Here is a 26,503-nt window from a genome sequence, read left to right as displayed (position 1 = left end):
GTTATGCAAGTGACGTTATTTTTTTATTGATTTTTTTTAAAAAATATTAATATTTTTGTTTGTTTTACTCTTTTTCGTGGTGTAATCACTTTTAATATTTCATTTTTAGGATTCCTTTTCATAGATAGTTATAATTTCACAAAATTTCATTATTTTCAAGTTTAATTATAGTTTAAACTATGACATATTTTTAAACTATAAGCACAAACTTAAAAAAAGGAGCTGATTTTATGACTAATACAAGAGGACAATGGGGATCAAGATTAGGGTTTATTTTAGCAGCTGCTGGTTCTGCTGTAGGTCTTGGTAACCTATGGAAATTCCCTTATAAAGCTGGAATAAACGGCGGAGGAGCATTTGTTATTATTTATATAGCTGTACTATTTTTAGTTGGTTTCTCACTTATGATTGCAGAGATAGCAATTGGAAGAAAAACTCAACTTAATGCCTTAGGAGCATACCGAGCTATTAACAAGAACTGGGGCTTTGCAGGAGCTATAGGAATTTTGGCTGGATTTATAATTTTATCTTTCTACGCTGTAATAGGTGGTTGGGTGATTAAATACCTTTTTGATTCTGTAAGCGGAAGCTTATTCAAAATAAATGCGGTTGATTATGGTGGTCATTTTGGAAGTTTTATTTCTTCAGCTGGAAGTCCACTTTTCTATCAAGCACTCTTTATGGTATTAACACTAGTTATTGTACTTGGTGGTGTAAGTAGTGGTATTGAAAAAGCTAGTAAAATTATGATGCCTGCTTTATTTTTTATGATGATTGTCTTAATGATAAGGTCTGTAACTCTTCCCGGAGCTATTGAAGGTGTTAAGTTCTTATTTAAACCTGATTTTGGTAAAGCTTTTACACCTAAAGTTATCGTAGATGCCATGGGCCAAGTATTTTTCTCATTGAGTCTAGGAATGGGTTGTATGATTACATACGGAAGCTATCTTCCAAGAAATACAAACATACCATTTAGTGGTACAATGATTCTAATTTTAGATTCTTTTGTAGCACTTTTAGCTGGCTTAGTTATTCTACCTGCAGTTTTCTCATTTGGATTTGAACCAGGAGCAGGACCTGGTCTAATGTTTATAACCATCCCAGCAATTTTTTCTAAAATGGCATTTGGGAATATATTTGCAATAATCTTCTTCTTACTCGTATTGTTCGCAGCTTTAACCTCATCAATTTCATTATTAGAAGTGTGTGTATCATATGTTGTTGACGAATTTAAGAAGAACAGAATTATTTCTTCTGTGATTCTTTCCATAATAATTTTCCTTCTTGGAATTCCATCTTCATTAGCAAATGGAGCATGGTCAGATTTTAAGATTTTAGGATATAATTTCTTTGATTTTATGGATATGTTCGCTAGTAACATCTTATTACCACTTGGTGGTTTATTACTTTGTATATTTGTTGGTTGGGTATGGAAAACGAAGAATGCTGTTCATGAAATTCAAAACGAGGGTTCACTTAAATTTTCCATAGCACCTTTATGGTCCTTTATTATAAAATTCATTTCACCTATAATAATTATAGTTATATTCCTAACTAATTTTGGAATTATTAAATTATAAAACTACAATTAAAAAAGAGTATGAAAGAGATATTATTCCTTCATACTCTTTTTATGTTTAGTACTTTGCTTAATATATCCTTAATTCATATTCAAATATAATAATTTATTATTAACCTAATTTTCACAAAATTCATCATATAAATTAACGTAGAAAAGTGATATACTATAAATAATAAATATGGATAATATTTTAGTTTCTATGATATTTTATAGAACATAAGATAAAGGAGGATATTATGGAAAAAAACACTGTATTGATGGAAAAATGCAAAAAAATAGCTCTTGTTGCGCATGATAATAAAAAGAAAGATCTTTTAAATTGGGTTAAGAAAAACAATGAAATACTTAAAAAACATAAATTTTATGCTACAGGTACTACAGGTAGTATAATACAAAAGAATACAGATTTAGAAATTATAGTACTTAAAAGTGGTCCTCTTGGTGGAGACCAACAGATTGGTGCTAAAATTGTTGAAAATGATATTGATTGCCTTTTATTCTTCTGGGATCCCCTTGAATCTCAACCTCACGATCCTGATGTTAAAGCGCTACTGAGAATAGCAGCTCTATATAATATACCAGTAGCTACTAACCAAGCTACTGCTGATTTTATAATCACTTCACAATTTATGGCTGATGAATACGAACGCAATATGAATACTTTTGAAGTTTATTATAATAGAAGAATAGAGATATAAACAAAAGCACGCTAACGCGTGCTTTTGTTAACTAAGAAAGTTCATTATGAATTCAACGACTCTACTCTCCGTAAGCGCTTTAACAAAAGCTTCATTATTTATTACCATCAGAAATGGTAATGAAATCTTAACTGTAATAAATAGGAGTATTGTTGCTAATCCACCAGTAAACGCTGCACCAAGTAGCATGTCTGTTCCTTTAAGTAATGTACTAGCATGTATAATTTTCACTATAATATTTCCAATTATAAGTATTACAATAAAGGTTCCAAATAAAAGGACTATGTATGCAATAATACTATATAACAACTCTCCTAAAGCATCACCTACACTAGCTGAATTTGTCATCCAACTATCACCAATAAATGTTTTCAATGTATTTATAGAACTTTGTATCCAACTGATTTCTCCTCCATTTAATTGAAGAGTATCAAGTTTATCTAATGCATCACTAGATAAATTGGCTATTCCATTAAAACCTAACTTATCTATAATCATATTAACTCCTGTATCAACAAATTCTTTAACGATTTCAACATTTTTAAGAATTCCTACAGCTTCTCCATGAAATACTCTGGATGCTACAATAGCACCTATAAAAGCAACAATCTTCACAATAGATGAGAGAAACCCTCTACAATACCCTATTGTAATTGCCACAATAATAACTAGTATAAGAACAATATCTATTATATTCATTTTTTTACCTCCATAAGACATTTGAAAATAAATAACAAGTCAAATATACTAGCATACTGACTAGTTATTTATTTAAAGTGCCTAACATATAATCTAATTTATCTGTCAACTTTGTTCAATATCGATAATTCTATCGTTTCTCTTAACCTTTATTTCCTTCACAATAACCCTTATTATTGCATAAACAGGAATAGCTGCGAAGGCTCCAATTATTCCTAACTGCGATATAGCCGCTGTAATAACAATCACAACTGTTAGGGGATGAATTTTAAGCTTATCACCAATTATCCATGGAGATATAAAATTCCCCTCTAGTTGTTGTACTACTATTGCAACTATTATAACAAGAAGTATTGATGTGAAACCACCAGATACAGCCATAATCAGTGCCGGAATAAATCCAATTATTGGTCCAACATATGGTATAAGATTAAATACTAAATTAATAATTGATAAAGCAAATGCATTTGGTAATTTTATAATACTATATCCAATCAAAGTCAACAATCCAAGAATCAATGATACAGTTATCTGTCCACTTATATATACCGCTAATGTCTCATCAACTTTATGCCTTATCCTGCCGGCTGTTTCTCTATGTTTTACTGGTATCAGCCCAACTATTTTATCCATAATTAAGCTTCCATCCTTCAAGAAGAACACAAGCATAAATAATGTTAAGAATATTTTAGTTCCTATATTCCCAATAGCACTCACTACACCTGTTGCACTTGAAGCTACTTCACTAGCTAAGGTACCAAGTATTCCTTGAAAATATTCAGATATCTTTTCAATTAGATCCTCTAAAGGTATAAAATCTTCAAATGGCCATACATCGATTTTATTAAAGGCTATATTCTCTACTATTTTTCTCAGTTCATTAAATAGGTTCACTAATTCTTTTCCTATTTGAGTTCCTCCATAACCAAACATTATTCCAAATAAAATAATAACCCCAACAAATGTTATTCCTACCGAAAGCCCTCTCTTCTTAGTCCATTTCTCTACAAAATTTACAACAGGCCTTAACACATAGTAAAGAAACACAGCAAATATTAATGGAATAAGAAATAGTTTTATAACGTTGTAAAGAGGCTTTAATATTGGAGATACTCTTATCACCAACAATATAATAACTAATACTGCAATTATCTTCAATGAAATTCTGAAGAACTTATTTTCTAACATAAAAACATTCCTTTCTCTTCTGTTTTATATCCTCTAAATTAGATTTTTTTATATTAATACTCTTCTTTTTTTATAAGAGCACTGTTCACTTCTCCTCCAATCAATATAACCAATGAAGTGAGATATATCCATATCATAAAAATGACAACCGCTCCTAGTCCGCCATAAATAATAGCAAAATTGGCGATATTATTAACATAGAAGGAAAACCCTAATGATGCCAAAATCCAACCTATTGTAGCTATTAAAGCCCCTGGCGCAACCTGTAAAATATGTACTTTCTTGGCTGGAAGTATAAAATATATTACCAAAAACACTAAGAAAATAACTCCAACAGCAAAAATTATTCTATAAGCATTCCATAATATTTGATAGTCTCTATTTAGTTTTGCCCAAGTTATAATTGCCTTCCCAACGTACTCACCTAATACAATCAATCCTAGAGAAAACATGATCATAAAGCCCAATGCTAACATGAATACCATTGAAAATAAAAATCTCTTAAAGATATTTCTATTTTCCTTTATATTATAAGCTTTGTTCAACCCTTTCATCAAGCTTCTAACCCCTCTAGAAGCTGAATACACCGTGATTATTATACCAACAGACATGATATCCCAGTTTGCCTTTGAAAAAGTTTCTATTACTGTGCTACTCATCAATTCATAAGAATTCTCTGGTATCATGTTCTTTAATATACTTAATATACTATCAACACTTATATTACTATAACTCATAAGTACCAGTAAAAATAGCATAAAAGGAAAAAAAGAAAGGATAAGATAATATGAAAGTTGTGCTGCTGTATCAAGGATGCCATCATTTAAGCTTTTCTTTATTAATGCCACTAATTTAATAACCATATTTCCCTCCCTAAATAACTAAACCCCTCTATTACACGTATAGTATTAGTTTAATACAATTACACGCAAAATAGAAGGATTTTATTGGAAATTACTATTTTTTATTTCTTAGCTTTGTTTAAATTGCACTTTCCTTATATTGGAGAGAGTATAGTTTGTGATATATACCACCCTTTTCAATAAGTTCCTCATGCCTTCCCATTTCTCTTATCTTTCCTTTATGGAGAACTATTATTTTGTTACAATGCTTTATTGTAGACAATCTGTGAGCCACAACAATAGTAGTTTTATCTTCAATTATCTTATTTATTGCATCTTGAATAAGGACTTCTGTTTCAGTGTCAATGTTAGAAGTAGCTTCATCAAGTACTAACACATCTGGTTTGAATGCTAGGGCTCTAGCAAAAGAAATAAGTTGCCTTTGTCCTGTTGATAATGTTGCCCCTCTTTCAACAACTTCTTCATCATAGCCTTCATTAAGTTTCTTTATAAACACATCAGCATTAACATATTCAGATGCCTCTTTTATTTCCTCTAATGATATTGTTTCATCATGTAATCTTATATTCTCTTTGATATCTCCTGAGAACATAAAAACATCTTGAAGAACTGTACTTATTCTTTCCCGAATAGAATTCTTATCAAGATTTTTAATATTTACACCGTCAATTAGTATTTCCCCTTCTTGAATATCATACATCCTGCTTATAAGATTAATTATTGTACTTTTCCCTGAGCCTGTAGCTCCAACAAATGCAACAGAATCACCTTTATTTATTTTGAAGGAAACATCTCTTAATACCCAGTCCTTATCATATTTGAACCATACATTTTTAAATTCTATCTCACCTTTTATTTCTTCAATAACTTTACTATCTGGAGAATTCTTTATATCTACTTCAGTATCTAACAATGCAAATACTCTCTCACTAGAAGCCATTGCAGACTGTAGAATATTGAATTTTTCACTTAAATCAAATATTGGTCTGAATAATTGCTGTAGATATTCTATAAATGCGAATAAAACACCAAATTCAATTACTCCATCAATTAATCCTCTACCTCCAAACCATAGAAGTATAGCTAACGTTAGAGAAAACAAAAAATCTATGGATGGCCTAAATACCGCATAAACAAATAATTCTCTCAAATTAGCCTTTTTATGCTCTGTATTTACCTCATCAAATTCATTATAAAAATTCTCTTGTAGTTGAAAACTTTGAATTATTCCTATACCATTTATATTTTCGTTAAGAGTTGCGTTTATAATACCTAATTTTTTCTTTACGTCTCTATGTGCTTTTCTAGATTTATTTCTAAATAATATTGATACAAGTATTATAATTGGCAATGTACTTAAACTAATTAGTGCCAGTTTGAAGTTTATTAACATCATGAAAACTATAGTTCCCACGATAATTGCAATATCTTTCAAGAAGCTTATTATAACACTAGTAAACATCTGATTTATATTAAACATATCATTTGTAAGCCTTGTAACAATTTTTCCTACTGGTGTTTTATCGAAAAAACTTAATGATAGCTTTTGAACATGTTTAAATAAATCTTCTCTTATGTTATAAATTACTTTTTGTCCAACATAGTTTAGAATATATGCTTGAAGGTAAGTAAATAGGAATCCCCCCAGAAGGAGTGAAGCAAATATAATGGTTATAAATCTTAGTCCTTTCACATCTCCCTTTCTGAATTGCTTATACTCATCTTGAGTCAATATGATTCCATTAACGCTTTTATCATTCTCAAATGTAACAGCTACGCTTGTTTCATTAATCTTCTCTATTTCTTCTACCTTATCATCACTTTTTATTACACCATCAATTAAATAATTATTTCCTTCATAATTTAATAGTTGACTCTCTTCAAGGCCCTCTGCATATTCTTGATCAATAGAATCCTTTCTAACATAATATTTTTCCTTAAAATATACTCCCTTTTCTCCAATTTCATCGTCACTAACAACCATTACTTTCTGTTGCCCATTAATATAATCATCAATAGCCACTTTCATTAAATATGGTCTTGTTAAATCTACTATAGATGACAGTACTACGAGGACAATACATATACCTAACAATACATAATATTTTCTAGCAAATTTCATCAAGCGCTTTATAAGCTTTAAATCCACTTTTTTATTAAATTGGTCTAGATTTTCATTGGTCTTATTCTGCATTATATCCCCCCCTATTCTGCATTTTTAAGATTCTCTTCTAATTGTTGCTTATCAAATATTTCTCTATATAATCCTCTTGTTTTCAGTAGTTCTTCATGAGAACCATACTGAATAATTCTTCCTTCATCTAAAACAATTATTTTATCAGAATCTTTTATAGTTGATATTCTATGAGAAATAATTATAGAAGTCCTATCCTTCATAACTCCCTTTAAACCACTAAGTATTTTCTCTTCAGTATGAGTATCTACAGCTGAAAGGCAATCATCCAAGATTAATATTTTAGGATTTTTCACTATTGCCCTGGAAATAGATGTCCTCTGTTTTTGTCCACCTGAGAGATTTACCCCTCTCTCCCCAAGCATTGTTTCATACTTTTCAGGCAATCCTAATATTTCATTTTTAATCTCTGCAATTTCAGCAGCTTTCTCAATATTTTCAAATTCTTCAGCATTATTATATAGGGCAATATTATCTCTTATTGTTTTTGAGAATAAGAAATTTTCCTGTGGTACGTATCCTATATTCTCTCTTAATACTTTTAAAGGAATTCTATTTATATCATTTCCATCAATAATGATTTGACCATCATCTACATTATAATTTCTTAGCAATAGATTAATTAAGGTAGTCTTTCCACTTCCCGTTCTACCTATTATTGCTAATGACTCACCTTTTTTAATTTTAACATCTATATCCTCTAATGCTGGATTTTCAGAATTTCCATAATTGAATGTTAGTCCTTTAATTTCAATTTCACCTTCAATATCTTTAATGGATTCATCTATATCCTCATCTATTATTTCAGGTTTTGTATTTAATATTTTATTCAACCTTTCCATGGACGCAGTTCCTCTTTGAATATGATTAATAACCATTCCTATAGCCATCATAGGCCATACAAGCAAACCTAAATAAACTAAAAAGCTAGTTAACTCACCTATAGTTAATGTTCCTTCAATAACAAGGCTTCCTCCATATCCGAGTCCTATAATAAAACTTACTGATGAAAGCAACATTACTAATGGAAAAATTGCAATGAATAATTTTGCTGAATGCATGTATTTGTCAAAATACTCATCATTCGCTCCTTTAAATATCTTATACTGTGATTTAAATTGTACAAATGATTTAATTACTCTTATACCTGATATATTCTCTTGAATTTTATCACTTAGATTTCCAAAAGATTCCTGAGTATTTTTATATCGCTTCATTATTTCTTTACCCATTAACCCCACCATAATAGCGATAATGGGTAATGGAATTAAAGCCATCAAGGTTAGTTTAATGTTTATATCTTGTGCCATTCTTATGACTACTAATATTGTCAATACTATAGAGTCAACCATCATAACAACACCTGGCCCAAATGCCATTCTTACAGCTTGAATATCATTTGTTGCATGTGCCATAAGATCTCCTGTTTTATTGTTGTTAAAGTAGTTTTTAGACAATTTTTCTAAATGACCAAAAAATCTATTTCTCAACCAATATTCCATTTTTCTTGATGTTCCAGTAATAAGTATTCTCCACCCAAACCTTCCAACTGCTATGCCCAAAGCAACTGCTAAAATTATGCCTATATACTTTAATAACAGTGCTGATGTTAATGTTTTAGTTGTGGCAGCATCTGTTAACTCCCCTAGTACCTTTGGCATAACTAATTGAAATACATCAATTGCAATCAGAATTATTATTCCTAATATATAACTGAATATATTTTTCTTAATAAATTCCTTTAAATGTTTAAATGTCCTCATAGTTCCTCCCTTTTAGTTTTTTCATATAAGTAATAATATTTCTATACCCTAATTAAAATTCCTCCTTTTTTCTAAATTTATTTGAAATTACATAGTTTTTTTACAAAATATTCAAAATAAAAAAAAGTGAATCCACAGATTCACTTTTTATTTTTCTTCTCTGATGCAAATTCAAATACTTTTCTTTTGAATATTTCCATATTCTCTTTTTCCTCTACTATACGTTTTTCTTCTAATTTCCCTCTTCCTATTCTATCGCACTGACATAGCATACTTAGTTCTTCAATGTCTACTTCTTTTAACATATTTTCTATATCTGCAAACGGAAGATTTTTAACTACAAATAGTGGTTGCATATGCCATCTCACCAAAGCTACAACATCTTTTATAAAGTCTTCATCTTCTTTAAAGAATTTAAAAAACTCTTTTGTTTTTCTAGCACTTACTTTATCATGATCATATGCGGTTATTTTGCCTTTCCTTTCTCTAGTTGTATCAAATTTACCTACATCATGCATGAGAGCCGCCCACATAAAGTTTCTTTTATTCTTACTTTTATCCTTAATTTTTGCTGCTTCATCAACAACCATTAAAGTATGTACCCAAACATCACCTTCTGGGTGATGAACCTTACTTTGTGGCACATCTTTGAGCTTATACAGCATATCAAATGGATACTCTTCATATTTTTCCTCTTTTATAAATAATTCTCTTAATTCTTCTGATGGTTTTTCACTATTTAATAAAATATTTTCTATTTCCATTAAATCAAACATAATTTCATCACCTTCACATAAATAGTATTATATTTTTTAGTATAACCAACATATCTAATTTAATAAAACATAGTGTAACATATTTACGATACTACACATAATATACCCATATAGGGTATCAAAACATATGGAGGTCTTTTAAATGCTAATTGAAGGTAATTCTACGAACATCACCCAAATTCTATCTAGCAATGCACTTTCAGTAATCGATTTTTATGCAACCTGGTGTGGTCCATGTAAAATGTTATCGCCAGTTATTCATCAATTATCAAATGAAAATTCAGATGTTAATTTTGTTAAAATAGATGTAGATGCAAATCCAATGATTGCACAATATTTTAATATTACCAGTTTGCCAACAGTAGCCTTCTTCAAAAACGGTCAATTTGTAGAAGTGAAGACAGGCTTCGTTCCCAAAAAAATTTTAGAGAATTTTATAAAAACTTATAGATAACCATGAGGTTGGTTATCTATAAGTTTCTCAATTCAACTAACGCGCATCCCTGTACAGCTGTCATATTATTATCTCTACAGTAATCCAAAATTTCATTACTTTCTGCTCCAGGTTGAATAAGTATTTTATCAATACCTTTTTTATTCGCTTCCTTTACTATATTAATCCCACTCTTAGGATTTATGCATAGATCTAAAACATCAATATTTTGTTCAATATTTAAAATACTATTATGTACACTCTCATGTGCTTCTTTTGGGTGAACACCCTCTACCTGAAACCCGTTACTTTTTAACGCAGTTAATATTTTATGAGCATATTTCTGTTCATTCATAACATCCCCTGCAACAGCCCAATTTTTAAATTTCATAAAATCTCTTGCTTCCATAATAATTCCTCCTCATAAACTTGACTATTATTTAGATAAACCACTTAGTAAATTTATCTATAAAAGAACAAAGACTGAAGAACAAGTGAATATTTATTCTTTGTTCTCTGTTAATTGCTCTTTACAAATAGTATACTCTTTTAAGATTAAAATTAAAATAAAACCCTCAAAGGAAATCTCCCTTGAGGATTAATTTTTTACTCTTATTCAGCTTCTACTACAGAATCACCTAACCAAAGAGAATTCAATTTAGTTTTTGAAACTCCAACTACTTTTGATTTAACCATGAAGAAATCTGTATAGAAGTATACAGGAACTACTGGTACCTCTTCCATCAATATCTTCTCTGCTTTATAGAAATTATCCATTCTTTCTTGACCATTTAAGAAAGCTGCTTCTTGAATTAATTTAGTATATTCTTCGTTAACCCATTTTCCATCATTAAATGAACCATCTATAATGAATAAATCAAGCATAGTGTTAGGATCTGAATAGTCTCCTAACCATCCACTTCTAGCTACATCAAAATTACCATTTCTTTTTTCATCTTGGAATACAGCCCATTCTGCATTACTAAGTTCAACATTAATTCCTAAATTTTCTTTCCACATTGCTTGAACTGCTTCTGCCATAGTTTTATGACTCTCATTTGTATTGTACTTAAGATCAATTGTTGGGAAACCTTCTCCATTTGGATATCCCGCTTCTGCCAATAATGCTTTTGCTTCATCAAGTTTTGAATCATCCAATGGAATTCCATAATCTCCAGCTACTGATCTAAATTCGTTACCTTCAGCGTCAAGGATTCCAGGTGAAACGAATCCAGGTGCAGGAAGTTGTCCTCCCTTAAGAACCTGTTCAACTACTTGTTTTCTATCTATTGCATACGCCAATGCTTTTCTTACTCTTAAATCTTTTAATTGAGGTATTGAATCCTCTCTCATGTTAAAGGTATAGTAATATGTTCCTATTACAGGTAAAACATAAAACTCTGGATCTTCAATCATAAGTTGTGGTATAAGATCATTTGGTACACCATTAAGTATATCAATTTCACCATTTTGATATGCTGTATATGCAGTTGAATCTTCAACGATCATTTTTGCAGTAATCTTTTCAAGTTTAATCGCATCTGCATTCCAGTAGTGCTCATTCTTAACAAAAACCATTTTGTGAGCATCTACAAATTCCACAAGTTTAAATGGACCATTACCTATGAAATTTTCAGGTTGTTTAGCCCAAAGTCCATCAGGTCCAGCTTCAACAGCCTTTTGATTTACTGGGAAGAAAGTATAGAACGCTGTTAATCCTAAGAAATAAGGAGTTGGTGATTTAAGTGTTACTTGGAAAGTTTTCTCGTCAATTGCTTTAACTCCAACCTCTTCAAGAGCAACTTCTCCTTCATTGCAAGCTGTAGCATTTAAAATTGGATCCATAATAAATGCATATTCAGATGCTGTTTCAGGATCAAGAACTCTTTTCCAAGAATATTCAAAATCATAAGCTGTTAAAGGAGTTCCATCTGACCATTTTGTGTCTTTTAAATGGAAAGTATATACTAATCCATCATCACTAATTTCCCAACTATCAGCTATAGCTGGTCTGTATTCTCCGTTAAATTCTCTTACAAGTCCTTCAAATAGGTTATTTCCTACGTCTCCACCATCTGTAGCAGCATTTAGACCTGGATCTATATGCTTAGGATTAGCTCCAAGATTCCATATAATTTCTTGTGCCACTTCTTTAACGTCATCTTGCTTTTCTTCATCCTTATCTTTATTGCTAGTATCCTCTTCCTTATCTTTGACCTCACTCTGTTCGTTTTTGCTATTATTTGCATTTTCAACATTATTATCTTTATTTCCACAAGATACAAAAGCCCCAACTACCATGGTCATAGATAACAATAACGCAAGTCCCTTTTTAATCAAAACTATCCCCTCCTATTATTAATTTATATAAACTGAGTTTAACTCAGACTATACCATTAAAGCCCTAGCTTCTCGTCAACCCAATGACAAGCAACCATATGTCCTTCTTTTACTTCTTTCATAACTGGTAATTCTTTAGCACATTTTTCACTTGCATATTTACATCTTGTTCTAAACTTACATCCTGAAGGGGGATTAATTGGACTTGGAACATCCCCTTCTAAAATTTCTCTATTTTTTTCAATTGAATAGTCTGGATCTGGAATAGGTATAGCTGATAATAATGCTTGTGTATATGGATGTAATGGATTTTCATATAATTCATCACTAGGTGATATTTCCGCAAGATTTCCCAAGTACATTACTCCTATCCTATCTGAAATATGCTGAACCATTGATAGGTCATGGGCTATAAACAGATATGTTAACCCAAATTCTTCTTGTAAATCTTCTAACATATTAACAACTTGCGCTTGTATAGAAACATCCAGTGCTGATATAGGTTCATCACATATAATAAAATCTGGATTTACCGCCAACGCTCTAGCAATACCAATTCTCTGTCTCTGACCACCAGAGAATTCATGAGGATATCTAGAAGCATGATCCTTACTTAACCCAACTCTATTTAACAGTTCGTAAATACGACTTTGTCTTTCTTGCTTACTCTTACATAGTCCATGTATATCCATAGGTTCACCGATTATATCTGCAACAGTCATTCTACTATTTAGAGATGCGTATGGATCTTGAAATATCATTTGAATCCGTCTTCTATATTCTTTTAAACTTCTCTCTCCAAATTTTGAAATATTCGTACCATCAAATATTACATCTCCTCCAGTGACATCATATAATCTTATGATTGTCCTTCCTGTAGTTGATTTACCACAACCTGATTCTCCAACAAGTCCAAATGTTTCTCCTTTTTTAATATAGAATGAAACATCATCCACAGCTTTTACATATGATGGTGGTGAAAAAATGCCTTTATCTATTTTAAAGTACTTCTTAAGATTCTTTATTTCTAATAAAACATCATCTCTCTGAACTTTTTCCATTAAAATCCCTCCTATGCCTCTGTTTTTAGCTCTTGTGGTGGTGCCTCTGGATCCAATAACCAACACATAGCTCGATGTCCTTCAGAAACCTCATAAAACTCTGGTCTTTCACTCATGCATATATTCATAGCATGGTCACATCTGGCTGCAAATGGACATCCTGTTGGAGGTTTTAATAAATCTGGTGGTGTTCCATCAATCGGAACAAGTCTTTTTCTCACTCCAACGTTAATTTTAGGAATAGATTTTAAGAGACCTACTGTATAAGGATGTTTGGGATTATAGAATATTTCTTTAGAAGAGCCTTCTTCCATTATTAATCCTCCATACATTACAACTATTCTTGAACAAACATCCGCAACAACACCTAAGTCATGTGTTATTAATATGATTGATGTATTAATTTTATTCTTCAACTCTTTCATTATTTCAAGTATTTGTGCTTGAATTGTTACATCTAGTGCTGTAGTTGGCTCATCCGCAATTAATAAATCAGGTTCACAAGATAAAGCTATTGCTATCATTGCTCTCTGTCTCATTCCCCCTGAAAATTCGTGAGGATAGTTATTAATTCTTTTTTCTGGAGATGGAATACCAACAAGCTTAAGCATTTTAATAGCTTTCTTTTTTGCTTCAGATTTACTCATCTTTTGATGTCGAGTAATCGCCTCTATAATTTGATTTCCAATTGTATATACAGGATTTAAAGAAGTCATTGGATCCTGAAAAATCATTGCTATTTCATTTCCTCTAATCTTCAACATATCTTTTTTATTAAATTTAACTAAATCTTTGCCTTTGAATATTACCTCACCGTTTTTTATTTTACCTGGAAACTGAAGAAGCTTCATTACCGACATTGATGTTACACTCTTACCACTTCCTGATTCTCCAACAATACCAATTGCCTCTCCTTTATTTACATGAAAACTTACCCCTCTAACTGCTTGCACTTCACCTAAGTGAGTATAGAAAGAAGTACTAAGATTATTTACTTGCAATATTTTTTCTTCCATTATTATCACCCCTTATTTACGTAGTCTTGGGTCTAGTGCGTCTCTTAATCCATCGCCAAGGAAATTAAATGCCAAGATTGTTACACATATTGCAATTGATGGATATATAAGTTGATATGGGTTTGTCCATAAACTTTTTAATGCTTCATTTGCAATAGTCCCCCATGATGCTTGTGGTGCACTTACTCCAAGTCCTATAAAGCTCAAAAATGCTTCTGTAAATATTGCATTTGGAATCATCATTGTCATGGAAACGATAATTGGACCCATTGCATTAGGTATAAGATGCTTTGAAAGTATTCTCCATGTACTAGCTCCAGTGGTTCTAGCCGCTAATACAAATTCTTGCTCCTTCAAACTTAATATTTGACCTCTAACTAACCTGGCCATACCAACCCAATAAACTAAACCGAAGGCAATTATTATTGTTTTGATTCCATTGCCTAGATATACAGATAATAATATAACTATTAGTAATAAAGGTACTGTACTAATTATATCAACAATTCTCATCATTACATTATCAACTTTGCCTCCAACATATCCTGAAATTCCTCCATAGAAAACTCCAATAAAGAAACTAACAAAGCTCGCTATAAAGGCAACAAACAATGATATTCTAGCACCATAAACTATTCTAATAAACAAATCCCTACCCAGGTGATCTGTTCCTAGAATATAGCTTTTATTTTTTACTGACTTATCAATAGTAATTTCCTCTCCATTAAGTCTAATTTCAAACTTCTTAGCATTTGGATCTTTACTTCTTTTAGCTTTCTTAGCAAAACTGTAATCTAATATAATTTCATTTCCATCTATTTCATATCTTTTATATGCTTTAATTGCATTAACTTCCACTTCTTTTAATATATCAATAAGTTCTCCATCACTTGAAACACTTATCAATTTATATTCATTTGTTAAATGAAAGTAATTATTCTCATCAACTTTATAAACATCAAACTTAGGTGGCATGTTAACAAACTCAAGTTTTTGATCTTCGTAAGAATACTTTGAAACCATTGGTGCAAAAATTGCAGTAAGTGCAATGATAATTATTAAACAAAGACCAAACATTGATAGCTTGTTCTTCTTTAATCTTCTCCAAGCATCCTGCCAATATGTAAGACTGGGTCTTTCAATTTTATCTTTTTCAAATACATCTTTATTAACTTTTTGCCACTTTGGAGATATTTCTAATTTTGTATTAGCCATCCATCTTGCCTCCTTAGTCAAATTTTATTCTTGGATCAATCACAACATAAAGAACGTCAACGATTAATATCATAACTAAATATAATGCGGCAAATACGATCGTTGCACCCATCAATGTGGTATAATCTCTGTTACCAACACTATCTGTAAAGTGTTTACCCATACCTGGTAAAGCAAATATCCTTTCAACTACAAAACTACCAGTTAAAATAGCAGCAACTGTTGGTCCAATATATGTTACTACTGGTATCAGAGCATTTCTTAATCCATGCTTAAATAACACAACTGACTCAGGTAAGCCCTTAGCTCTAGCTGTTCTAATGTAATCCTGTTGCATAATCTCTAACATACTAGATCTTGTAAGCCTTGTTACAAATGCAAGTGAGAATCCCCCAAGTGCTACAACAGGTCCAATATAGTGTTTCCATGAATCAAGTCCATTGGATGGTAATATGTTTAGTTTATAACAAAATACAAATATGAATAAGGTTGCCAATACGAAACTTGGAATACAAACCCCCAATGTTGATAAAAAGGATATGGCATAATCCGGAGCTTTATTCTGCTTTATGGCGGCGATGATACCAAAAGGAACACCAATGAGTATTACCATGAGTATTGCAAATCCTCCAATACTCGCTGATATTGGGAATCCCTGTTTCATAAGGTCACTAACTTCTACTCCTGGTCTTGCAAAAGATGGTCCTAAATCACCCTTCAATAATCCTGCCATATAATCCAAATATTGTTTATGTATCGGATCATTTAAATGATATTTTTCTTCAATCGACTCTCTTACTCGATCAGAAAGTTTTTCATTTTTGGAAAATGGGCCTCCTGGAATAGCTTTCATCAAGAAAAAAGTTATTGTTGAAATTAAGAATAACGTGAATATGGCCGAAAAAAACCTTTTTAGAAAAAATTTTAACAAGTTCATCTCTCCCCTCTTAAATCATTTTATACTTCTGAATTTTCTGACAATAAAGCGTTTATTATATTAAAAATTCATTTATGTATATTCGTCTATGAATAAATAAAGCACTTTTATAAATAATAATTTATTTCTTCACATTTGTCAAGTTATATATAATATTACACATAATTACATTAAGCCTTCAAAATTCCTTTTTTTTTTATTATTTTAGCTATCTATTAAAGTTTTTTAAATTCTAAGCGTTAATAAATATATGTTAGTGTCAAATTTTATTGATTATTGCTTATATTTTTTCTTTCTTTCAAATTCTTTTGCATTTTTATTCATAGCTACTACTCTAACCATTCTATATTTTCTCGTTACAATTTGAATCTACTTAAAATTACTATTTCATTATTTAAGAACATAATTAAATTACATATTTTACCACTTTGAATGATTCAATAATATATAGTTATCTATTAATGATAGACATTCATTTAATTCAACTCTCTCAAATTAATATACCCAAGGTTTACATGTAGTAGTTTCAAATAAAATTTCATACTTCTTCATTAACCGAAACCCCCTTTATAATTTGAAGCCAAAAAAATCCCAAAAAAAATCCTCAAGGGACATTTCCCTTGAGGATTTTTTTTACTTTATTCAGCTTCTACTGTAACATTACCAAAATAGAAAGTATTTAAGTTAGTTTTTACAACCCCTAAAACATTGTCTTTAATCATGAAGAAATCTGAATAGTAGTACACTGGGAATATAGGTAATTCTTTCATTAATATCTTCTCAGCTTCATAGAATTTATTCATTCTTTCTTGACCAGCTAAAAGAGATGCTTCTTCAATTAACTTAGTATATTCTTCATTATTCCATAATGCATCATTGTGTGAACCATCTTTTACAAATAAATCTAGCATTGTATTAGGATCTGAATAGTCTCCTATCCATCCTCCTCTAGCTACATCAAAATTTCCATTTGATCTATCATCTTGGAATACAGCCCATTCTGCATTACTAAGTTCTACATCAATTCCTAAATTCTCTTTCCACATTGCTTGAACAGATTCAGCAACTTTTTTATGACTTTCACTTGTATTATACTTAAGTGTAAAAGAAGGGAATCCTTCTCCATTTGGATATCCAGCTTCAGCTAATAAAGCTTTTGCCTTTTCAATATTTGAACCATCTACTTCAATTCCTTGATTTCCACTAACCGTTCTAAATTCATTACCTTCCGCATCAAGAATTCCTGGTGGAACGAATCCAGTTGCTGCTATTTGTCCACCCTTAAGAACTTTATCAGTTATTGTCTTTCTATCTATTGCATAAGCCAATGCTTGTCTTACTCTTTCATCTTTAAATACTTCTTTAGCATCATCTCTCAGATTGAAGATATAATAATATGTTCCTGTCATAGGAATAACATAAAACTCAGGATCTTCAATCATAAGTTGAGGTATAAGCTCATTTGGTACTGAATCAACTACTTGAATTTCATCGTTCTGATATGCCGTATATGCAGTTGAGTCTTCAACTATCATTAAAGCAGTGATTTTCTCAAGTTTGATAGCATCTGCATTCCAGTAATTCTCATTCTTAACCATTACTAATTTATCAGAGTCAATAAATGTTTCAAGTTTAAATGGACCATTTCCTAAGAATTTCTCAGGTTGTTTTGCCCAAATACCTTCTTCACCAGATTCTACTGCTTTTTTATTTACCGGGAAATAAGTATAAAACTGTGTTAATCCCAAGAAATAAGGCGCAGGTGATTTAAGTGTTACTTTCAAAGTCTTAGAATCAAGTGCTTCTATCCCTACATCATCAGCAGTAGCTTCTCCACTACTATATTCACTAGCATTTAAAATCGGATACATTATAAAAGCATATTCCGATTTCGTTTCTGGATTAATAGCTCTTTTCCATGCATATTCAAAATCCTCAGCTATTAACGGCGATCCATCAGACCATTTTGAATCTCTTAAATTAAAAATGTATTCTAAACCATCTTCACTAATGTCCCACGACTTAGCTATACCTGGTATATATTGCCCATCAACTTCTCTTACAAGACCTTCAAATAAATTATTGATAACATCTCCACCATCAGATGCACTATTCAAACCCGGATCAAGTGTTTTAGGATTAGATCCAAGATTCCATACTATCTCTTGAGTTACCACTTTCTCTTTCTCTTCTTCTTTACCACTGTTATTTTTATCTTTTTCTTCTGAGGCATTTGTTGTTGTACTATTCGTATTACTGTCCTTAGTTCCACATGATACAAATGCACCACCTACTAAAGTCATTGACAACAACAATGCAAGTCCCTTTTTAATCAAATTTATCCCCTCCTGTGTTATTTTATATAAACTGAGTTTTACCTCAGAGCATATCTTTTTTAAAGGCCTAGTTTCTCTTCAACCCAATGACAAGCAACCATATGTCCTTTTTTTGCTTCTTTCATAACCGGTACTTCTTTAGCACATTTTTCACTTGCATATTTACATCTTGTTCTAAACTTACATCCCGAAGGAGGATTAATCGGACTTGGAACATCTCCTTCTAAAGTCTCTCTATTCTTTTCAATAGAATAGTCTGGATCCGGAATAGGTATAGCTGATAATAATGCCTGTGTATATGGATGCAATGGATTCTCATATAGCTCATCACTAGGTGATATCTCTACAAGATTTCCCAAATACATCACTCCTATTCTATCTGAAATATGCTGAACCATGGACAGATCATGGGCTATAAAAAGATAAGTTAATCCAAATTCTTCTTGTAAATCTTCCAACATATTAATTACTTGTGCTTGTATAGAAACATCCAGTGCTGATATTGGTTCATCACAAATTATAAAATCTGGATTTACTGCCAATGCTCTAGCAATACCAATTCTCTGTCTCTGACCACCTGAGAATTCATGAGGATATCTAGAAGCATGATCTTTACTTAACCCTACTCTATTTAGCAAATCGAAAATTCTTTTTTGTCTTTCTTCCTTACTTTTACATAATCCATGTATATCAATGGGTTCACCAATTATATCTGCAACAGTCATTCTACTATTCAGTGAGGCATATGGATCTTGAAATATCATTTGAATTCTTCTTCTATAATCCTTCAGCTTCTTCTCATTAAATTTTGAAATGTTAGTACCGTCAAATATAACGTCCCCACCAGTGACATCATATAATCTTATAATTGTCCTTCCTGTAGTGGATTTACCACAACCTGATTCTCCTACTAGGCCAAATGTCTCTCCTTTTTTAATATAGAATGAAACATCATCCACAGCTTTTACATACGATGGTTGTGAAAAAAGACCTTTATCTATTTTAAAGTACTTCTTAAGATTTTTTATTTCTAATAAAACATCATCTCTCTGAACTTTTTCCATTCAAATTCCTCCTATGCCTCTGTTTTTAGCTCTTGCGGTGGTGCCTCTGAATCTAGTAGCCAACAACTAGCTCTATGACCATCAGAAACCTCATAAAAATCAGGTCTTTCACTCATGCATATATTCATAGCATGTTCACATCTAGCTGCAAAAGGACACCCCACTGGAGGTTTTAATAAATCTGGTGGTGTTCCATCAATTGGAATTAATCTATTTCTCTCTCCAACATTAATTTTAGGAATAGATTTCAAGAGTCCAACAGTATAAGGATGTTTAGGATTATAGAATATCTCTCTAGCAGAGCCTTCCTCCATTATTAATCCTCCGTACATTACAATTATTCTGGAACAAACATCCGCAACAACACCTAGATCATGTGTTATCAATATAATCGATGTGTTGATTTTATCTTTTAGCTCTTTCATTAGCTCAAGTATTTGTGCTTGAATTGTTACATCTAGTGCTGTAGTTGGTTCATCAGCAATTAATAAATCCGGTTCACAGGATAACGCTATTGCAATCATTGCTCTCTGTCTCATTCCTCCTGAAAATTCGTGTGGATAGTTATCAATCCTTGTTTCTGGAGATGGAATACCAACAAGCTTAAGCATTTTAATAGCTTTCTTTCTTGCTTCAACTTTACTTATTTTTTGATGCCTCATTACAGCTTCTATAATTTGATTTCCTATTGTAAATACAGGATTTAAAGAAGTCATTGGATCCTGAAAAATCATAGCTATTTCATTTCCTCTAATCTTTAACATTTCACTTTTCTTAAATTTAACTAAGTCTTTCCCTTTGAAAATAACCTCTCCATTTTTAATTTTACCTGGAAATTGTAATAGCTTCATAACAGACATTGAGGTTACACTCTTACCACTTCCCGACTCTCCAACAATACCAATTGCTTCTCCTTTATTCACATGAAAACTTACCCCTCTAACTGCTTGTACTTCACCTAAGTGAGTATAGAAAGAAGTACTAAGATTATTAACTTGCAATATTTTTTCTTCCATACTTATCACCCCTCTATTTACGTAATCTTGGGTCTAGTGCATCTCTTAATCCATCACCCAGGAAGTTAAATGATAATATTGTTATGCATATTGCAATGGATGGATATATAAGTTGATATGGACTTGTCCATAAACTTTGTAATGCTTCACTTGCAATTGTTCCCCATGACGCTTGTGGTGCACTTACTCCAAGTCCTATAAAACTCAAAAATGATTCTGTAAATATTGCACTAGGAATCATCATTGTCATAGAAACGATAATAGGACCCATTGCATTAGGTATCAGATGTTTTGCAAGTATTCTCCAAGTACTAGCTCCAACAGTCTTAGCTGCTAATACAAATTCTTGCTCTTTCAAACTTAGTATTTGTCCTCTAACTAGTCTTGCCATTCTAACCCAGTAAACTAAACCAAAGGCAATTATTATGGTTTTAATTCCATTACCTAAATATACTGATAATAATATAACTATTAGTAATAAAGGTACTGTACTGATTATATCAACGATTCTCATCATTATATTATCAACTTTGCCTCCAATATATCCAGAAATTCCTCCATAAAAAACTCCTATAAAGAAATTAACAAGAGTCGCTACAAAAGCAACAAATAACGAAATTCTAGCACCATAAACTATTCTGATAAACAAATCCCTTCCTAAGTGATCTGTTCCTAGAATATAGCTCTTATTTTTCATTGTTTTATCAATAGTAATTTCTTCTCCATTAAGCCTTATTTCATACTTCTTTGCATTTGGATCTTTACTTCTTGCTGCTTGCTTAGCAAAACTATAATCTAATATAATTTCATTTCCATCTATTTCATATTTTTTATATCTTTTAATTTTATTATCTTCAACTTCCTTCAATGAACCAACTAGCTCACCATCTCTTGCAACACTAATCAATGTATATTCTTTAGTCAAATGAAAGTAATTACTATCATCAACTTTATAAACATCAAGTTTTGGAGGTAAGTTAACAAATTCTAGCTTTTGGTCTTCATATGAATACCTAGAGAACATTGGAGCAAATATTGCCATAAGAGTAATAATAATAACTAAACAAAGACCAAACATTGATAGCTTGTTCTTTTTTAATCTTCTCCAAGCATCCTGCCAATAAGTAAGACTGGGTCTTTCAATTTTATCTTTTTCAAATTCTTCTTTATTAACTCTTTGCCACTTTGGAGATATTTCTGTTTTTGTATTAGCCATCTGTTTTGCCTCCTTAGTCAAATTTTATTCTTGGATCAATTACAACATAAAGAACATCAACGATTAATATCATAACTAAATAGAATATGGAAAATACAATCGTCGCCCCCATCAATGTCGTATAATCTCTGTTACCTACACTTTCTGTAAAGTGTTTACCCATACCTGGTATCGCAAATATCTTTTCAACTACAAAACTACCAGTTAAAATAGCTGCAACTGTTGGTCCAATATATGTTACTACTGGTATCAGAGCATTTCTTAATCCATGCTTAAATATTACAACTGACTCAGGTAAGCCTTTAGCTCTTGCTGTTCTAATGTAATCCTGTTGCATAACCTCTAACATGCTTGATCTTGTTAGTCTTGTTACAAATGCAAGTGAGAATCCCCCAAGGGCTATTACTGGTCCAATATAGTGCTTCCATGTATCAAGTCCATGGGACGGTAATATGTTTAATTTAAAACAAAAGAAGAATATAAATAATGTTGCTAATACAAAACCTGGAATACATACTCCAAGTGTTGATAAAATGGATATTGCATAATCAGGAATTTTATTCTGCTTTATAGCAGCAATGATCCCCATTGGAATACCAATTAGCAATACCATAATCACAGCATACCCTCCAATACTCGCCGATAAAGGAAATCCTTGTTTCATAAGTTCATTAACTTCTACTCCCGGTCTTGCAAATGACGGTCCCAAATCCCCCTTTAGTAGCCTTCCCATATAATCTAAATACTGTTTGTGAACAGGATCATTTAGATGATATTTTTCTTCAAGAGCCTCTCTCACTTGATCCGAAAGCTTTTCATTTGTTGAAAATGGTCCTCCCGGAATAGCTTTCATCAAGAAAAACGTCAAAGTCGAAATCAAGAATAAGGTAAAAACTGCTGAAAAAAACCTTTTCAGAAAAAATTTAATCAATTCCCTTCCCCCTCTTAAGTATTTTTAATACTTCTAAATTTTCAGATAATTGAAAGTTTTAATAACCTTTAGTTCATTTTAAAAACTTCCTCATTTGAATAGTTATACTGCTTTTCTCAATAATAATTTATTTTATTTGATTTGTCAAGATATATATAATGTGACATACTATTTAAATATGTTATTAAAATACTGTATTTTTTGTGATTTTATCTACTTTTTAAAGTTTTTTAGTGCAAATTCACTCACACATATGTAGCTTTTTTGTCGAAAAATAATATTTTCATAGTTGATTATTATGCAAACATCATTTTCATTATCCAAGTTTTATTTGCATTTATATGAAACTTTTACCACTGATTTTTTTGTTTTAAATTACCTTATTTTGAATTTTACTCATTTAGTTCATTCATTTTCTTTTAAAGCTGGATATATTTTTCTCTAATAAAATAAAAGCATTTCAGCCAAATAATAACTTTTCTTACTTAATTGAAATATTCTCTTTTTAAAAAGACCTTTCATTACTTTTTAGTAATCTATTTATTCGAATTTTTTCAATATAACCAATATCTATATATGCAAATATCTTAACAAAATTTTCGATTTCTAAAATAAAATAAAAAAAAAAAAAAAAAAAAAAAAAAAAAAAAAAAAAAAAAAAAAAAAGATAAGAATTAAATTCTTACCTTCAAAAATAGCATTACTTTATATAATTATTAAGGTTATTTTAAAAACATCATAAAAGTATCAATTAACTCTTTTACCCCTTCTTCTGTTTCTTGATCCTTTAAATCTAAACAATTAGATGCATAGTGTTCTAAAACCAAACCTCCAACCTTGTTTATAGCTGACCTTATAGCAGCTACCTGAACCAGTATATTTCTACAACAAGTCTCACTAGATACCATTTTTTCAATACCCTTTACTTGACCTTCAATTTTTCTTAATCTAATTATTATATCTTTATTTCTCTTCTCTATTTCTTCCTGCTTAATATTTTCATTTATTTTTTTTTCATTATCCATATATTCAAGAGTAAACTCTTTTCCCCCTTTCATTATATATTATTGCTTTATTTAGAATATTTATCTAAAGCCTAAATAACATTTCACATTTTTTTCATTTTGTCTATATAAAGTATATCATTTAATTTAACCATATTCAAACAAATAACCAGTGAGCAAACTAGCTACTTTGTAGACTTACTCCTATTTGCAACCCACAGTTGGATTAACTATAAACAGAACCCTACTTGCCATTGGATGTTTTTTTGATTCAATCACCACACATACTTGTGAATTCATTCATGAGTTAGCGGCAAAAATATAATATACATATGTCAAGATACATCTTAGATGAGGATATATATTTTAATAAAAAAAACAAATAGAAAGAGGTGAGTATTATGGGAAAGAAATCAACAACATCAAGTTACGTATTAACATTAGAATTAAAAACAGAAATATGGCAAGAAGATGAGTTAAATAAACGTTTTGAGATAGGTAGAAAGATGTTTAATGGAGTATTAAGTGAAGCTCTTAAAAGATATAATGTAATGATAGAGAGAAAAGATTATAAACAAGTAAGAAAGCAAATAAAAGAAATTAATAAAAAACATTTCAATTGTAAAAATGAAGATAACTTAAAAAAATTAGAAAAACAACGCAAATATCTATATAAGCAATTAAATGAATTATACAAAAAATATTCTTTGACAGAATACTCACTTATAAACTACATACAACCCATGTACTCACATTTTAAAAGTATTGATAGTAAAGTAGCTCAAGCAATAGCAAGCAGAGCTTGGACTTCTATTAATAAATTGCTTAAAGGTGAAGCTAATTGTGTTCATTTTAAGAAATATGGGTCATTGAATACTTTAGAAAATAAGTGGAATAAAAGTGGATTAAAATATAAAGATGACTTAATTCAATGGAATGGGTTGAAATTACCTGTAATTATAAAATCATGCGATAAATATGCTCAAATAGCAATTCAAGATAGAGTTAAGTATTGTAGAATTAAAAGAAAACTTATCAGAGGTAAATATAAATACTATGTTCAGCTCATACTTGAAGGGGTTCCACCTGTAAAGGAGAATAAAGAAATAGGAGAAGGAAATGTAGGCTTAGACATAGGCACTCAAAGTATTGCAATATCTGCAAAATATGATGTTAAATTATTAGAATTAGCACCAGAAGTTAATAATATTGAAAAGGAAAAGAGAAGGCTATTAAGAAAGTTAGATAGACAAAGACGTGCTAATAATCCTAATAATTTCAAAGAAGATGGAACTGTAAAAAAAGGTATTATTATAGATGGTAAAAGACAAAAATTAAAATGGATTAAAAGTAATAGATATATGAAAATACTCTACGAGTTAAAGGATATTCAGAGAAAACAAACTGATATTAGAAAGCAATCTCATGAGAAGTTATCAAATTATATAATATCTTTAGGTGATAGAATACTAGTGGAAACAATGAACTATAAAGGATTGCAAGCTAGAGCTAAAAATACTACTGTCAATGAGAAAACTGGTAAGTTTAACAAAAAGAAAAGATTCGGTAAATCCTTAGCAAACAAAGCTCCGTCAATGTTATTGGATATAATAAATAGAAAACTACAGTATGAAAAGTTGAAATTATTAAAGATAAGTACTAAAAAAGTTAAAGCCAGTCAATTCAATCACATTGAAGATAGATATATTAAAAAACAATTAAATGAAAGATGGAATAATTTTGGAGATTTTAAGATACAGAGAGATTTGTATAGTAGTTTTATAATTCAAAATGTAATAGGTAAAAAATTAGATAAAATAGATAGAGAAAATATGATAAATGATTTCGAAAACTTTAGAGAAATGCATAATAGAGAAATTGAGAGATTAAAAAACATGAAGAAAGATAATTATAAATTAATAAGCAGCTTTGGAATTTAATTAGAATTAAATATACGTCTTGAATCGGGCGTTATGCTAATGTTAATTAATCCATTAGGATTATTGTTAGTGAAAGTTTTATCGAAACAAATAAGTTTTTATAATGTCGTAAATATATGAAGTTTTAAATAATATATTGAGGGTATAAAAGAAGTTTGTGTAGATGAGAACCACGTCACTTTAGTGATGTGAGATTCAGTAACATCTCATTATTATAATTAGTATAATTTT

At 30.7% G+C, this 26,503-nt stretch carries 22 protein-coding genes; 4 read left to right on the top strand and 18 right to left on the bottom strand.

Going from position 1 to position 26,503, the window contains the following annotated elements; translation table 11 throughout:
- Nucleotides 1–230: 230 nt before the first annotated feature.
- A complete protein-coding gene (locus KDK92_RS23075) occupies nucleotides 231–1,580 on the top strand; it encodes a sodium-dependent transporter (RefSeq protein WP_250861778.1) in 1,350 nt (449 codons plus the stop codon).
- 238 nt (nucleotides 1,581–1,818) lie between these two features.
- Nucleotides 1,819–2,280, top strand: coding sequence for a methylglyoxal synthase (locus KDK92_RS23070; protein WP_250861777.1), 462 nt, complete (start codon nucleotides 1,819–1,821; stop codon nucleotides 2,278–2,280).
- Nucleotides 2,281–2,307: 27 nt separating this feature from the next.
- Here KDK92_RS23070 and KDK92_RS23065 read toward each other — a convergent pair whose 3' ends face one another.
- From KDK92_RS23065 to KDK92_RS23040, 6 genes are all read right to left on the bottom strand, one after another.
- Nucleotides 2,308–2,979: a CvpA family protein gene (locus tag KDK92_RS23065; RefSeq protein WP_250861776.1), complete on the bottom strand. Its 672-nt coding sequence runs from the start codon at nucleotides 2,977–2,979 to the stop codon at nucleotides 2,308–2,310.
- A gap of 105 nt (nucleotides 2,980–3,084) precedes the next feature.
- Nucleotides 3,085–4,167 (bottom strand): AI-2E family transporter, encoded by a 1,083-nt coding sequence (locus KDK92_RS23060; protein ID WP_250861775.1) that lies wholly within the window; start codon nucleotides 4,165–4,167, stop codon nucleotides 3,085–3,087.
- 53 nt (nucleotides 4,168–4,220) lie between these two features.
- Entirely contained in the window at nucleotides 4,221–5,030 is an 810-nt protein-coding gene (locus KDK92_RS23055; protein ID WP_250861774.1) for a YihY/virulence factor BrkB family protein, read from the bottom strand.
- 118 nt (nucleotides 5,031–5,148) lie between these two features.
- Complete coding sequence (locus KDK92_RS23050) at nucleotides 5,149–7,224, bottom strand: ABC transporter ATP-binding protein (protein ID WP_250861773.1); 2,076 nt, start codon at nucleotides 7,222–7,224, stop codon at nucleotides 5,149–5,151.
- A gap of 11 nt (nucleotides 7,225–7,235) precedes the next feature.
- Entirely contained in the window at nucleotides 7,236–8,987 is a 1,752-nt protein-coding gene (locus KDK92_RS23045; RefSeq protein WP_250861772.1) for an ABC transporter ATP-binding protein, read from the bottom strand.
- 140 nt (nucleotides 8,988–9,127) lie between these two features.
- Complete coding sequence (locus KDK92_RS23040; protein ID WP_250861771.1) at nucleotides 9,128–9,763, bottom strand: HD domain-containing protein; 636 nt, start codon at nucleotides 9,761–9,763, stop codon at nucleotides 9,128–9,130.
- Nucleotides 9,764–9,905: 142 nt separating this feature from the next.
- On the opposite strand from KDK92_RS23040, the gene trxA reads away from it, so the two are divergent.
- Complete coding sequence (trxA, locus tag KDK92_RS23035) at nucleotides 9,906–10,217, top strand: thioredoxin (RefSeq protein WP_250861769.1); 312 nt, start codon at nucleotides 9,906–9,908, stop codon at nucleotides 10,215–10,217.
- Nucleotides 10,218–10,233: 16 nt separating this feature from the next.
- On the opposite strand, the gene KDK92_RS23030 is transcribed toward trxA, so the two are convergent.
- From KDK92_RS23030 to KDK92_RS22975, 12 genes are all read right to left on the bottom strand, one after another.
- Entirely contained in the window at nucleotides 10,234–10,605 is a 372-nt protein-coding gene (locus KDK92_RS23030) for a CoA-binding protein (protein WP_250861768.1), read from the bottom strand.
- Nucleotides 10,606–10,808: 203 nt separating this feature from the next.
- The gene (locus KDK92_RS23025; protein ID WP_250861767.1) at nucleotides 10,809–12,536 is read right to left on the bottom strand and encodes a peptide ABC transporter substrate-binding protein; all 1,728 of its coding nucleotides are present in this window, start codon (nucleotides 12,534–12,536) and stop codon (nucleotides 10,809–10,811) included.
- Nucleotides 12,537–12,592: 56 nt separating this feature from the next.
- Nucleotides 12,593–13,597 (bottom strand): ABC transporter ATP-binding protein, encoded by a 1,005-nt coding sequence (locus tag KDK92_RS23020; protein WP_250861766.1) that lies wholly within the window; start codon nucleotides 13,595–13,597, stop codon nucleotides 12,593–12,595.
- 11 nt (nucleotides 13,598–13,608) lie between these two features.
- Nucleotides 13,609–14,613 (bottom strand): ABC transporter ATP-binding protein, encoded by a 1,005-nt coding sequence (locus tag KDK92_RS23015; RefSeq protein ID WP_250861765.1) that lies wholly within the window; start codon nucleotides 14,611–14,613, stop codon nucleotides 13,609–13,611.
- Nucleotides 14,614–14,625: 12 nt separating this feature from the next.
- Nucleotides 14,626–15,828: an ABC transporter permease gene (locus KDK92_RS23010; RefSeq protein WP_250861764.1), complete on the bottom strand. Its 1,203-nt coding sequence runs from the start codon at nucleotides 15,826–15,828 to the stop codon at nucleotides 14,626–14,628.
- A gap of 13 nt (nucleotides 15,829–15,841) precedes the next feature.
- Nucleotides 15,842–16,765, bottom strand: coding sequence for an ABC transporter permease (locus KDK92_RS23005; RefSeq protein WP_338115287.1), 924 nt, complete (start codon nucleotides 16,763–16,765; stop codon nucleotides 15,842–15,844).
- A gap of 638 nt (nucleotides 16,766–17,403) precedes the next feature.
- Complete coding sequence (locus tag KDK92_RS23000) at nucleotides 17,404–19,101, bottom strand: peptide ABC transporter substrate-binding protein (RefSeq protein WP_250861763.1); 1,698 nt, start codon at nucleotides 19,099–19,101, stop codon at nucleotides 17,404–17,406.
- Between the two features lie 59 nt (nucleotides 19,102–19,160).
- On the bottom strand, nucleotides 19,161–20,165 hold the full coding sequence (locus KDK92_RS22995; protein WP_250861762.1) for an ABC transporter ATP-binding protein: 1,005 nt from the start codon (nucleotides 20,163–20,165) through the stop codon (nucleotides 19,161–19,163).
- Between the two features lie 11 nt (nucleotides 20,166–20,176).
- Entirely contained in the window at nucleotides 20,177–21,181 is a 1,005-nt protein-coding gene (locus tag KDK92_RS22990; RefSeq protein ID WP_250861761.1) for an ABC transporter ATP-binding protein, read from the bottom strand.
- Between the two features lie 13 nt (nucleotides 21,182–21,194).
- Nucleotides 21,195–22,397, bottom strand: a complete 1,203-nt coding sequence (locus KDK92_RS22985) for an ABC transporter permease (RefSeq protein ID WP_250861760.1) — start codon at nucleotides 22,395–22,397, stop codon at nucleotides 21,195–21,197.
- 13 nt (nucleotides 22,398–22,410) lie between these two features.
- A complete protein-coding gene (locus KDK92_RS22980) occupies nucleotides 22,411–23,328 on the bottom strand; it encodes an ABC transporter permease (RefSeq protein ID WP_250861758.1) in 918 nt (305 codons plus the stop codon).
- 722 nt (nucleotides 23,329–24,050) lie between these two features.
- Nucleotides 24,051–24,353 (bottom strand): metal-sensitive transcriptional regulator, encoded by a 303-nt coding sequence (locus tag KDK92_RS22975; RefSeq protein WP_250861757.1) that lies wholly within the window; start codon nucleotides 24,351–24,353, stop codon nucleotides 24,051–24,053.
- Nucleotides 24,354–24,733: 380 nt separating this feature from the next.
- On the opposite strand from KDK92_RS22975, the gene KDK92_RS22970 reads away from it, so the two are divergent.
- Nucleotides 24,734–26,272 (top strand): transposase, encoded by a 1,539-nt coding sequence (locus tag KDK92_RS22970; RefSeq protein WP_250861756.1) that lies wholly within the window; start codon nucleotides 24,734–24,736, stop codon nucleotides 26,270–26,272.
- The last annotated feature ends 231 nt before the right edge of the window (nucleotides 26,273–26,503 follow it).

This window comes from Oceanirhabdus seepicola (assembly GCF_023684385.1).
Classification (GTDB): domain Bacteria; phylum Bacillota; class Clostridia; order Clostridiales; family Clostridiaceae; genus Oceanirhabdus; species Oceanirhabdus seepicola.
Note: the sequence above shows the minus strand (reverse complement) of the source record. Positions and strands in the feature narration are given on the sequence as shown.